Here is a 12,151-nt window from a genome sequence, read left to right as displayed (position 1 = left end):
ACACACAACTCCACAGCAAACCCCATCAAAACCACGCCCACTCTGCCTCACAGATGAATTCAACACCAACAAACCCAACAACCAAAACAAAAAGCCCATCCCTACCGGGATGGGCTTTTGTTATTTGAGGCAGCAATGCTATCTACATCCGCCGCTGTCAGCGCAATCAGATTATTGGCATCAGGCGTTTTTGAAATTGGCAGGACGCTTTTCTATAAAGGCCTTCATACCTTCCTTCTGATCTTCCAGCGCGAAGCAACTATAAAACTGGCCGCGTTCATACTTGATGCCTTCCGCCAGCGTCGACTCGTAAGCGCGATTGACCGAGTCCTTGATCATCATCACGACCGGCAACGAAAGATCGGCGATGTTGCCGGCGGCGGTCATTGCCTCTTCAAGCAATTTATCAGCAGGCACGATGCGCGATACCAAACCCGCGCGCTCAGCCTCGACCGCATCCATCATGCGGCCGGTCAGGCACATATCCATAGCCTTGGCTTTCGACACCGCACGCGGCAAGCGTTGCGTTCCGCCGGCGCCGGGCACGATGCCCAGCTTTACTTCGGGCTGACCGAACTTGGCGGTATCCGCCGCGATGATGAAATCACACATCATGGCCAGCTCGCAGCCACCTCCCAGGGCAAAGCCGGCCACGGCCGCAATCACCGGTTTACGGATGCGACGGATGGTTTCCCAGTTGCGGGTGATGAATTCGCCCTTATGCACATCAATAAAGTTAAGGCTGGCCATGCCGAGAATGTCGGCGCCCGCGGCGAATGCCTTTTCGCTGCCGGTGATGACGATACAGCCGATCTGCTCATCGGCCTCGAACGCCAGCAGGGCCTCGCCCAGCTCGCCCATCAAGGCGTCGTTCAGCGCATTCAGCGCCTTGGGCCGGTTCAGACGAATCAGAGCGACCTTGCCTTGCGTTTCAACCAGAATGTTTTCATAGCTCATTGAAGTCTCCTTATATAGGTAAGCAAATCTATTGGATGGCAACCGGATCATTTTAGCCGGATGCCGCCGCCCGCAGGCAAAGCTTGCATCCACCGGGAATTTCATTCGCCCAAGCAAGTCTGATCATATTGAAGATCCCTCTTCAATACACAATAAGGAGGCTTGCATGTTCAAGACCATACTCGTACCGACCGATGGCTCCGAACTCTCGGACAAGGCAATCATCAACGCCATCGACTACGCCCAGCATTGCAATGCAAAAATCATCGGCATCTCGGTGGCCGAGCCGTATCCGTTCTCGCCACTGGCGGAAAGCTCGATGGCCATCGATCCCGCCATGTATGAAGAAAATGTACGCATGCTGGCCGAACAACATGTAAAGAAGATCGCCGATGCAGCGCAAGCCGCAGGCCTCGCTTGCCAGACCACTACCGCGATGTCCTTTGCACCCGATGAAGAAATCGTCAATGCGGCCAAGACCTTCAACTGCGACGCGATCTTTATGGCTTCCCACGGGCGCAGCGGCCTCAGCAAATTATTTCTCGGAAGCAAAACACAGAAAGTGCTGGCGCATTCAACCGTTCCGGTGCTGGTACTGCGTTGATCCTTCATCCGTAGTTAACGAGCGAAACCACTCAAGACAAGCCCCCCCAATCGCCGGCCATTAAAAAAGCCTGACTCACCATAAAGTGAGTCAGGCTTTTGGTTTGCTTGCAGACAACACGACATCACATCTGCTCAGCCCCACCCTTCAGTTGCCGGCCTTCATTGCCTTCGGCAACAAGACCCACGTCATGCCGCGCTGCTTCATCGCGCCGGCCTTGTCCTCCGCCTCGTCGCCAAAGCCCCAGAAGAAGTCGGCGCGCACCGCGCCGCGGATTGCGCCGCCGGTATCCTGCGCCACCATCAGGCGCTGCAGCGGCTTGTCGCTGTTAGGCTGAGTGGTCGCCAGGAACACCGGCGCGCCGAGCGGCACGAATTGCGGATCCACCGCGATCGAACGCTGCGGCGTAAGCGGAATGCCTTGCGCGCCCTTCGGTCCCTTGGATGGATCAGGCAATTTCTCTTCCTTGAAGAAGACATAACTAGGATTCGAATTCAGCAGTTCTTCCTTGCGCGCCGGATTGGCGATCACCCAGGCCTTGATGCCTTGCGCCGACGCCTGCGACAGACTCATCTCGCCTTTGTCGACCAGATAGCGGCCGATCGACTTGTAGGGATGCCCGTTCTGATCGGCATAAGCCACACGCACGGTTTCGCGCGTCTCAGTGATATATACGCGGCCCGATCCCTGCACTTGCAGGAAGAAAGCTTCGACCGGATCATCCACCCACACCAGCTCGCTACCTGCCAGAGCATTGCTCTGCATCAACTCCGCGCGTGAGGGGTAAGGCAATATCTTCTTGCCGACCAGCCTGCCGCGCAGACGCATGTTCTTGAGATCGGGATAGACGCTGCCGAGATCGACCGTCAGCAAATCATCCGGCGCACGATACAAAGGCGTCTGAAATGCGCCGCCGCGCTTGCGCGATCCGCGCAGCAAGGGCTCGTAGTAACCGGTCACCAGGCCGGTGTCGCTGCCGTCTTCGTTGTACATCTGATAGGGCGTGAAGTAAGTCTCGAAGAAAGCGCGCAACAGGCCGACATCCGCCGCATTCACCTGATTGGCTGCGGCGCAGGCTGCACGCCAGTCCGGCCTGCGGCTCAGCACGCTGCAGGATGACAGCACGGCCGGCATGGCTTCGCGCAGGTCGTCCTTGTCCCAGCCCGGCAGGGCGGAAAACGTGGTCGGCCGCATGGTCGGACCGGGCTGTGCCGGCTTGGTCGATTGCGGCGGAGTGGGCGGCGTTTTAGCGGGACGGCCAGGCTCGGTGGTGCTACAGGCCGCCAGCGTCAATGCAACAACGGCGATCAATGCAGGTAGACTGAGGCGATTCTTAAGAGTAGATAAACGAGACAAAGACATCGAGGGAAGATTCATATGTTGTGGTTAATACTGGAAGCCGGCGCCGCCTTCTTCATTCTGGTCCTGATCGTCTGGTGGACCATGTTTTCCGGCCGCAAAAATACTGCACGCAGAGCGCCGGCAAACAAGACATCGCCAAACTCAACGGCAACACCGGCGAAGTCCGATGCCGATACCCAAAACGGCCATCGATGAAAAAGTGCGCTCAATGGAGGTAAGCAGACAAGCGCAGAGCAGGAAAGTGCCGGAAGCGCTCAAATTGATCGGAATCGGCCGAAAGGCGAAGATCCTCGCTCCGGCAACGCTTGCTCAATGCAAGGTGCGCGGCAGGGAAAGAACAAACTCCGGAATCCGCACGTCGAACTGCTCGCCGTCCTCTGCCACGCAGAAGTATTCGCCATGCATGGTGCCCTGCGGTGTTTTCATCGCGGTGCCGCTGGTGTATTCGAACTGCTCGCCCGGCTGCAGGAAAGGCTGATGGCCGACCACGCCGAGTCCGCGCACCTCTTCCACGTGATTGTTGCCGTCAGTGATGACCCAGTGGCGCGAGATCAGCTGCGCCGCTACCCCGCCGCTATTGACGATCGTAATCGCATAGGCAAATACATAGTGTGAGCGCGCAGGATCGGACTGCTCTTCCAGATACTGCGTTTTTACCGTCACCGTAAATTCATACGCGGCCATGCGGATTCCCCAAATTGTCGATACATCAGTGTAGACGAGGATTGCACACGAATTCGCGTCTCAACGCAAGGCTTGCCGAGCCGGCGGATCTCAGGGCGTCACCCGCCGCGGCCCTGCAAACGGTTAAAATACGGCCTCTTTGCTTCTTTCGCCTGTTTTCTTCGGGACCAGCTTGAGTTGCATCAATCGATTTCAGTCAGCCTTCAGCCCATCCATTCAGCCGCCATGCCAACTTATCGTATCGCTCCCAGCATCCTGTCCGCCGATTTCGCCCGTCTGGGCGAAGAAGTCCGCAATGTCGTCGCCGCCGGCGCCGACTTCATTCACTTTGATGTGATGGACAACCATTATGTGCCGAACCTGACCATCGGCCCGCTGGTGTGCGAAGCGATCCGTCCGCACGTGCAGGTGCCGATTGACGTGCATCTGATGGTCAAGCCGGTGGATCGCATCATCCCCGATTTCGCCAAGGCCGGCGCCAATCTGATCACCTTTCACCCGGAAGCTTCAGAGCACACCGACCGCTCGCTGCAACTGATCCGCGACAACGGCTGCAAGGCCGGCCTGGTGTTCAATCCCGGCACGCCGCTGCATTATCTGGATCATGTGATGGACAAGCTGGACATCATCCTGATCATGTCGGTCAACCCCGGTTTCGGCGGCCAGTCCTTCATTCCTGAGGCACTGAAGAAGATCGCTGCCGTGCGCAAGCGCATCGACGAATCCGGCCGCGACATCCTGCTGGAAGTCGACGGCGGCATCAAGATCGACAATATCGCCGCCGCGGCCAAAGCCGGCGCCGACACCTTCGTGGCCGGCTCCGCCATTTTCGGCAAGCCTGACTACAAGGCCGTGATCGATGCCATGCGTGCCGAACTGGCGCAGATCTGAGCACCAGTTCATTCATCTCATCCTATTGCCCGGGCCCTTATGCTGACCAAGATCAAAGCCGCCATCATCGACCTCGACGGCACCATGCTGGATACCGCGGCGGACTTCCACGTCGCCGTCAACCGCATGCGCGCCGACCTCGGACTGTCGCCGCTGGCGCAGCAGACCATCGTCAATTTTGTCGGCAAGGGTACGGAAAATCTGATCCGCCGCGTGCTGGCGGTGGATTATGCGGAAGATGAGGCGCAGCAATACTTCGAGCAGGCGCTGGCCGCTTATACCGAGCATTACCTGCAGATCAACGGCGATTTTTCGGCGCTGTATCCAGGCGTGCTCGAAGGCTTGCAAGCCATGAAAGACAAAGGTCTGCGTCTGGCCTGCGTCACCAACAAACCGATTGCCTTTACCCTGCCCTTGCTGGAAAAGAAAGGCCTGCGCAGCTTTTTCGAGGTGGTGTACGGCGGCGATTCCTTGCCTAAAAAGAAGCCGGACCCGATGCCCCTGCTGCAAGTCTGCAGCGATTTCGGCCTGGCGCCGGCGCAAGTGGTGGCCATCGGCGACTCGTCCAACGACGCGCAAGCCGCGCGCGCCGCGGGTTGCCGCGTGCTCAACGTGCCGTATGGCTATAACCACGGTGAATCTATACACGATGTCGATTCCGATGGTATAGTTCAGACGCTTTTTGAAGCTGCCCAGCAGATTTCAGTACAGTAACAGGCCATACAGAGCAGTACCGGCAAACCGCCACGAATCACCGACACCTACGATCCGCGACCCCATCAATGTTTCGCAACAACAAACGTACCGCTCAACCTACAGCCGCCCCTGAGGCCTGGCTGTGGCGACGCTGGCAATTCCAGGCTCACTGAAGCCTTGCCTCCGGCCGCGCCTGGCGACCGGAACGTTGTTGTAATCCCATCCCGTAAAAAATAAACCGCTGGCGAGAGTCTGCGTCCGGCCCCAGCTGTGTGCCTCTGCATGCACGAGGGCTGAAACGCTGTGTTCTACAATAGCGGTCTGGAGTGAAACATGACCGAACTCGAATTCAAATCGCTGGCCGCTGAAGGCTACAACCGCATCCCGCTGATCGCTGAAGCCTTCGCCGATCTGGAGACCCCGCTCACGCTGTATCTCAAGCTGGCGCAGAGTCAGCAGACCGGCAAGAACACTTTCCTGCTGGAATCGGTGGTCGGCGGCGAGCGCTTCGGACGCTATTCTTTCATCGGCCTGCCGGCCTCGACCAAGCTGCGCTGCAGCGGCGACCGGATCGAAGTGCTGAAGAACGACGTGGTGGTGGAAACCGCACAAGGCAATGCGCTGGAATTCATCGCCGCATTCCAGTCGCGCTACAAGGTTGCGATCCGCCCCGGCATGCCGCGTTTCTGCGGCGGTCTGGCCGGCTACTTCGGCTACGACGCGGTGCGCTACATCGAAAAACGCCTGGCCGACTCGGCCCCGCCGGATCCGCTGGGCCTGCCCGACATCCAGTTGCTGGTGACCGAAGAACTGGCCGTGATCGACAATCTGTCCGGCAAGCTCTATCTGATCGTGTACGCCGACCCGACCCAGCCGGAAGCCTTTTCCAAGGCCCGCCAACGCCTCAAGGACCTGCGCGCCATGCTGCGCCGCGCGGCCGATGCGCCGGTGACTTCGGGCTCAGTACGGACCGAAACCGTCCGTGAGTTCGCCAAGGACGACTATCTGAAGGCAGTCGCCAAAGCCAAGGAATACGTGATGGCCGGCGACCTGATGCAGGTGCAGATCGGTCAGCGCCTGAAGAAATCCTATGTCGATTCGCCGCTGATGCTGTACCGCGCACTGCGTTCGCTGAATCCTTCGCCTTACATGTACTTCTACAACTTCGGCGACATGCAGATCGTCGGCGCCTCGCCCGAGATTCTGGTGCGCAACGAAACCATAGGCCAGACCTCCGACGGCGCCGCGCAAAAGAAGATCACCATCCGTCCGCTGGCCGGCACCCGCCCGCGCGGCTCGACACCGGAACGCGACACCCAGCTGGCCAAGGAGCTGTTGTCCGACCCCAAGGAAATCGCCGAACACGTGATGCTGATCGATCTGGCGCGCAACGACATCGGCCGCATCGCCGCCACCGGCAGCGTCAAGGTCACCGACCAGATGGTCATCGAAAAATATTCCCACGTGCAGCACATCGTTTCCAACGTCGAAGGCATCCTCAAGCCGGGTCTGTCGAATCTGGACGTGCTCAAGGCCACCTTCCCGGCCGGCACGCTATCGGGCGCACCGAAGGTACGCGCCATGGAAATCATCGACGAGCTGGAGCCGACCAAGCGCGGCATCTACGGCGGCGCCTGCGGTTATCTGTCGTTCGGCGGCGAGATGGATGTGGCGATTGCGATCCGCACCGGCGTCATCAAGGACGGCACGCTGTATGTGCAGGCCGCAGCCGGCATCGTTGCCGACTCGGTGCCGGAAATGGAATGGGAAGAAACCGAAAACAAGGCGCGTGCCGTTCTGCGCGCCGCCGAACAAGTGCAAGACGGCCTGGATGGAGAAATCTAAATGCTGCTGATGATCGACAACTACGATTCCTTCACCTACAACATCGTCCAGTATTTCGGCGAGCTCGGAGAAGAAGTGCTGACCATCCGCAACGATGAGATCACGCTGGCCGAAATCGAAAAACTGAATCCGGAACGCATCTGCCTCTCGCCCGGCCCTTGCAGCCCGGGCGAAGCAGGCATCTGCATCGACTTGCTCAAACACTTCTCCGGCAAGCTGCCTATCCTCGGCGTCTGTCTCGGCCACCAGGCCATCGGCGAAGCCTTCGGCGGCAAAGTGGTGCGCGCAAAACAGGTCATGCACGGCAAGACCTCGAAGATCGCGCACACCGGCGTCGGCGTTTTCAAGGATATTCCCAGCCCTTACACCGTGATCCGCTATCACTCGCTGGCCATCGAGCGCGCTTCGCTGCCCGATTGCCTGGAAGTGACGGCCTGGACCGACGATGGCGAAATCATGGGCGTGCGTCACAAGGAGTTCGATCTGCAGGGCGTGCAGTTCCACCCTGAATCGATTCTGTCCGAACACGGACACGCCCTGCTGAAGAATTTCCTGACCGGCAGCGCGCGCTCTTGAGCGCCGGCCGCAACCATCTCCGGGACCAGAACATCATGCCTATCACTCCGCAAGAAGCGCTGCTGCGCTGTATCGAACACCGCGAAATCTTTCACGATGAAATGCTGGCGCTGTTTCGCCAGATCATGAGCGGCGAAATGTCGCCGGTGATGATCGCCGCCCTGACCATGGGTCTGCGCGTGAAGAAAGAAAGCATAGGCGAGATCGCCGCCGCCGCGCAGGTGATGCGCGAATTCGCGACCAAGGTGCCGATGGCCGACACCACCAACCTGCTCGACATCGTCGGCACCGGCGGCGACGGCGCACATACTTTCAATATTTCCACCGCCTCCATGTTCGTGGCGGCGGCTGCCGGCGCACGCGTCGCCAAGCATGGCGGCCGCAGCGTGTCGTCCTCGTCCGGCAGCGCCGATGTACTGGAAGCGCTGGGCGCCGACATCAACCTGCAACCGGAACAGGTCGCGCAATCGATTGCGCAGACCGGCATCGGCTTCATGTTCGCGCCCAATCATCACGCCGCCATGAAGCACGCGGCGCCGGTGCGCAAGGAACTGGGCGTGCGCACGGTATTCAACATTCTCGGGCCGCTGACCAATCCGGCCGGCGCGCCGAATATTCTGATGGGCGTGTTCCATGCCGATCTGGTCGGAATTCAGGTGCGCGTGCTGCAACGTCTGGGCGCGCAACACGCCATCGTGGTCTGGGGCCGCGACAATCTGGACGAAGTCACGCTGGGCGGCGCCACCATGGTCGGCGAACTGATCAACGGCGAAATCCGCGAATACGAAATTCACCCGGAAGACTTCGGCCTCAGCATGTTTGCCAGCCGCAATCTGCAGGTGGCCAATGCGAACGAATCGAAAGAGAAGATTTTCGAAGCGCTGCAAGGCACGCCCGGCCCGGTGCATGACATCGTGCTGCTCAACGCCGGCACTGCCTTGTATGCTGCGGGCGTGGCGAGCTCGATTGCCGACGGTCTGGAAAAAGCCCGCGCCGTCATCGTCTCCGGCGCCGCACGCGCCAAGCTGGATCAGTTCGTGCAAGTCACGCGCCAGCTCGGCGGCAAGCTGTAAGAATGGTCGGAGCGATTGCGACAAGGCTGCGATCGCCCGCCCATTTACATCAACTCCCTGATTCAGATACAGGAACCGCCATGATCGCTCTGCATGATTTGCTCTTGTTCGCCGCCGCTGCGCTGGTGCTGGTGCTCACGCCCGGCCCCAACATGGTGTATTGCGTTTCACGCTCGATCTGCCAGGGCCGTGGCGCCGGCATGATTTCGCTGCTGGGCGTGGTCGCCGGTTTTCTGGTGCACATGCTGGCGGCGGCGTTCGGCCTGACCGCGCTGTTCATGGCGATCCCGCTGGCTTACGATCTGATCAAGTACGCCGGCGCCGCGTATCTGCTGTGGCTGGCGTGGAATGCCGTCAAGCCCGGCGGCAACTCGCCGTTTCAGACGCGCGACCTGCCGCATGACGGCCCGGCGACCTTGTTCCGCATGGGCTTTCTGACCAATCTGCTCAATCCCAAGGTGGCGGTGTTTTACATGTCGCTGTTCCCGCAATTCATTCATCCGGAACACGGCCAGGTGCTGCTGCAAAGCGTGACGCTGGGCGCAACCCAGATTGCGATCAGTTTCAGCGTGAATGCCCTGATCATTTTTTCAGCCAGCGCCATTGCCGGCTTCTTCGCTCACAATCCCGGCTGGCTGCGCGCCCAGCGCTATCTGATGGGCGGCATGCTCGGCGCACTGGCAGTGCGCCTGGCGCTGGATCAACGTAAATAGAACGCAAACAGGAACGCTCATGTCCGACATCCTCAACAAGATTCTCGACGTCAAGGCGGAAGAAGTCCGCATCGCCAGAAAACAGCGTGACCTCGCCAGCCTGCGCCGCGATGTCGAATCCGACGGCCAATTGCGCGCCGCGCTGCGCAGTTTCGAAGGCGCCGTGCGTAACAAGATCGAAGCCGGCAAAGCCGGCGTGATCGCCGAAGTCAAAAAGGCCTCGCCCTCGAAAGGCGTGATCCGCCCCGACTTCAAGCCGGCCGATATCGCCGTCAACTATGAACAGCATGGCGCGGCCTGTTTGTCGGTGCTGACCGATGTGCAATTCTTTCAGGGCTCGCCGGATTATCTGCAACAGGCGCGCGCCGCCTGCGCCTTGCCGGTGCTGCGCAAGGACTTCATGGTCGACATGTATCAGGTGTATGAAGCGCGCTCCTGGGGCGCCGATGCGATCCTGCTGATCGTCGCTGCGCTGGATCACGGCCTGATGGCGGAGCTGGAAGCCTGCGCGCTGGAACTGGGCATGAGCGTGCTGGTGGAAGTGCACGACAGCGCCGAACTGGATGCCGCCCTCAAGCTGCAAACCAAGCTGCTGGGCATCAACAACCGCAATCTGCGCACCTTCGAAACCACGCTGCAAACCACGCTCGACCTGCTGCCGCGCATTCCGTCCGACAAACTGGTGATCACCGAATCGGCCATCGCCACGCCGGAGGATGTGAAGCGTATGCGCGCGGCCAATGTGCACGGCTTTCTGGTCGGCGAAGCCTTCATGCGTGCGCCGGAACCGGGTGTGGAACTGGCGCGCCTGTTTGCCTGATTGCCGGTGCAGGCGCTTGCACGCCTGCACCGCTCAAGCAAGGCCTCAGGCCGAAAATCCACCATCAATCGACAAGCTGGCGCCGGTGATATAGCCGGCTTCCGGCCCCGCCAGATAGGCCACGAAGCTGGCGATTTCCTCATCCTTGCCATAGCGCGGCAGCGCCATCAAACCTTTCAAGGTTTCCGCAAACTCGCCGCTGGCGGGATTCATGTCGGTATCCACCGGGCCTGGCTGGACGTTGTTGACGGTAATTCCACGCGGACCGAGATCGCGCGCCAGACCTTTGGTCAGGCCGACGATGGCCGACTTGCTCATGGCATAGGCCGCGCCGCCGGCAAACGGCATGCGGTCGGCATTGGTGCTGCCGATGCTGATGATGCGCCCGCCCTCCTGCATGAAGCGCACAGCCTCCTGGCTCGCCACGAATACGCTGCGCACGTTGACATCCAGCGTGCGGTCCAGATCTTCCAGCTTGAATTCTTCTACCGAACCCAGCGCCAGCACGCCGGCATTGTTGACCAGAATGTCGAGGCGGCCGAAGGTTTCGGCGGCAATGCTGATGGCTTGCTTGAGCGCCACAGCATCGGAGCTGTCGGCCTGAATTGCCAGCGCCCGGCCGCCGGCAGCTTCCACTGCGGCGACCACGGCTTGCGCCTTGTCCGGCGAGCTGACATAGGTGAAGGCGAGCGTTGCACCTTCCCGCGCCAGGCGCTTGACGATGGCGGCGCCGATGCCGCGTGAACCGCCCTGAACGAAGGCGACCTTGCCGGTCAATGTAGCGTGGCCGCTGAAGAGGGCTGCTGGAGTGATTTGGGTGGTAGTCATGATAGTGCTCCTTGTCTGAATGAAAATTCGCTATGGGCCCCGCGCCATCTGCTTACCGCCTGTGTTTGCCTGTTGTGATTGCGTCGGGTTGGAGCAAGTATCACCCTGTCATTATGTTTCGACTAGATGGCAATCTCTATCTTCTTTTTAAACTATAGGTTTAAAATTGAAAGATGGAATCCATGACCAGCATTGAATGTTTTGTCAGCGCCGCAGAAGCCGGCAGCTTCTCGGCGGCGGCGCGCCGGCTCGGCTTGACGTCGGCGGCGGTCGGCAAGAATGTGGCGCGGCTGGAGACGAATCTGGGCGTGCGCCTGTTTCACCGCAGCACGCGCAGTCTGCGGCTGACCGAAGCCGGCGAGCGATTTTTACAGGAAGTCAGCGGCGGCCTGAGCAGCATCCGCAATGCCGTCGCCAATCTGGCCAGCGCCGACGGGCAGCCGGCCGGCAGCTTGAAGGTCAGCATGGGTACCGGTTTTGGCCGCAGTTATATCGTTCCGCTGCTGGGCCCGTTTCTGGAACGCTACCCGGCCATCTCGCCCGACTGGCATTTCGAGAACCGGCCGGTCGATCTGATCAGCGAAGGTTTTGATGCCGCCATCGGCGGCGGCATAGAACTGCCGCCGGGGATTGTGGCGCGTGAACTGGCGCCGGCGCACCGCGTCTTGCTGGCGGCGCCCGGCTATCTGAGGAATCGGCCGCCCATCAATACGCCAGACGATCTGGCGGCGCATGACGGCATTCTGATCCGCTCGCCGCAAACCGGCCGCATCCGGCCGTGGACGCTACGCAACCGCGAAGGTGCGCAGGCGCCTGTGAGTCTGCAGGTAAAGATGACCATGAGCGATCCCAACGCCGCCTGTGAAATCGCGCAAATGGGCCTGGGTGTGACGCTGGTCAGCATGCCGCATGCCGTGACCTACCTCGACAGCGGCGCACTGGTGCGCGTCTTGCCGGACTGGTATGTCGACAGCGGCGTACTGGCGCTCTACTTCGCGGCCGCCCGGCTGTTGCCGGCCAAGACGCGCGTCTTCATCGACTTCGTCGTGGAGCAGTTCCGCGCACAGCAACTGGCGAAGAAATTTTCCGCGTTTTAATCAGG

14 protein-coding genes are annotated in these 12,151 nt (G+C 60.1%); 10 read left to right on the top strand and 4 right to left on the bottom strand.

Annotation, left to right across the window (positions count from 1 at the left end; all coding sequences use genetic code 11):
• Window positions 1–180: 180 nt before the first annotated feature.
• Entirely contained in the window at window positions 181–957 is a 777-nt protein-coding gene (locus PQR62_RS20920; protein ID WP_408159970.1) for an enoyl-CoA hydratase, read from the bottom strand.
• Between the two features lie 166 nt (window positions 958–1,123).
• Here PQR62_RS20920 and PQR62_RS20915 point away from each other — a divergent pair, with 166 nt between their 5' ends.
• Entirely contained in the window at window positions 1,124–1,561 is a 438-nt protein-coding gene (locus tag PQR62_RS20915) for a universal stress protein (protein WP_408159959.1), read from the top strand.
• A 147-nt stretch (window positions 1,562–1,708) separates the two neighbouring features.
• Here the strand turns inward: PQR62_RS20915 and mltA are convergent, their stop codons facing one another.
• Window positions 1,709–2,938: a murein transglycosylase A gene (gene mltA, locus PQR62_RS20910; protein WP_408159958.1), complete on the bottom strand. Its 1,230-nt coding sequence runs from the start codon at window positions 2,936–2,938 to the stop codon at window positions 1,709–1,711.
• Here mltA and PQR62_RS25650 point away from each other — a divergent pair, their 5' ends adjacent.
• Window positions 2,939–3,118 (top strand): hypothetical protein, encoded by a 180-nt coding sequence (locus PQR62_RS25650; protein WP_494410467.1) that lies wholly within the window; start codon window positions 2,939–2,941, stop codon window positions 3,116–3,118.
• A 114-nt stretch (window positions 3,119–3,232) separates the two neighbouring features.
• On the opposite strand, the gene apaG is transcribed toward PQR62_RS25650, so the two are convergent.
• Window positions 3,233–3,607: a Co2+/Mg2+ efflux facilitator ApaG/CorD gene (apaG, locus tag PQR62_RS20905; RefSeq protein ID WP_408159957.1), complete on the bottom strand. Its 375-nt coding sequence runs from the start codon at window positions 3,605–3,607 to the stop codon at window positions 3,233–3,235.
• A 225-nt stretch (window positions 3,608–3,832) separates the two neighbouring features.
• Here apaG and rpe point away from each other — a divergent pair, with 225 nt between their 5' ends.
• From rpe to trpC, 7 genes are all read left to right on the top strand, one after another.
• A complete protein-coding gene (gene rpe, locus PQR62_RS20900) occupies window positions 3,833–4,498 on the top strand; it encodes a ribulose-phosphate 3-epimerase (RefSeq protein WP_408159956.1) in 666 nt (221 codons plus the stop codon).
• Between the two features lie 39 nt (window positions 4,499–4,537).
• Window positions 4,538–5,212, top strand: a complete 675-nt coding sequence (locus PQR62_RS20895) for a phosphoglycolate phosphatase (RefSeq protein ID WP_408159955.1) — start codon at window positions 4,538–4,540, stop codon at window positions 5,210–5,212.
• A gap of 315 nt (window positions 5,213–5,527) precedes the next feature.
• Window positions 5,528–7,039: an anthranilate synthase component I gene (gene trpE / locus PQR62_RS20890; RefSeq protein WP_408159954.1), complete on the top strand. Its 1,512-nt coding sequence runs from the start codon at window positions 5,528–5,530 to the stop codon at window positions 7,037–7,039.
• Window positions 7,040–7,615 (top strand): aminodeoxychorismate/anthranilate synthase component II, encoded by a 576-nt coding sequence (locus PQR62_RS20885; RefSeq protein WP_408159953.1) that lies wholly within the window; start codon window positions 7,040–7,042, stop codon window positions 7,613–7,615. It abuts the gene before it with no gap.
• A gap of 35 nt (window positions 7,616–7,650) precedes the next feature.
• The gene (trpD, locus tag PQR62_RS20880) at window positions 7,651–8,688 is read left to right on the top strand and encodes an anthranilate phosphoribosyltransferase (RefSeq protein WP_408159952.1); all 1,038 of its coding nucleotides are present in this window, start codon (window positions 7,651–7,653) and stop codon (window positions 8,686–8,688) included.
• Between the two features lie 80 nt (window positions 8,689–8,768).
• On the top strand, window positions 8,769–9,401 hold the full coding sequence (locus PQR62_RS20875) for a LysE family translocator (RefSeq protein WP_408159951.1): 633 nt from the start codon (window positions 8,769–8,771) through the stop codon (window positions 9,399–9,401).
• Window positions 9,402–9,420: 19 nt separating this feature from the next.
• Window positions 9,421–10,221, top strand: a complete 801-nt coding sequence (trpC, locus tag PQR62_RS20870; protein ID WP_408159950.1) for an indole-3-glycerol phosphate synthase TrpC — start codon at window positions 9,421–9,423, stop codon at window positions 10,219–10,221.
• A gap of 45 nt (window positions 10,222–10,266) precedes the next feature.
• On the opposite strand, the gene PQR62_RS20865 is transcribed toward trpC, so the two are convergent.
• Window positions 10,267–11,049: a 3-oxoacyl-ACP reductase family protein gene (locus PQR62_RS20865; protein ID WP_408159949.1), complete on the bottom strand. Its 783-nt coding sequence runs from the start codon at window positions 11,047–11,049 to the stop codon at window positions 10,267–10,269.
• Window positions 11,050–11,222: 173 nt separating this feature from the next.
• On the opposite strand from PQR62_RS20865, the gene PQR62_RS20860 reads away from it, so the two are divergent.
• Window positions 11,223–12,146, top strand: coding sequence for a LysR family transcriptional regulator (locus PQR62_RS20860; protein ID WP_408159948.1), 924 nt, complete (start codon window positions 11,223–11,225; stop codon window positions 12,144–12,146).
• The last annotated feature ends 5 nt before the right edge of the window (window positions 12,147–12,151 follow it).

Source organism: Herbaspirillum lusitanum (genome assembly GCF_046025995.1).
Classification (GTDB): Bacteria; Pseudomonadota; Gammaproteobacteria; order Burkholderiales; family Burkholderiaceae_D; genus Herbaspirillum; species Herbaspirillum lusitanum_A.
Note: the sequence above shows the minus strand (reverse complement) of the source record. Positions and strands in the feature narration are given on the sequence as shown.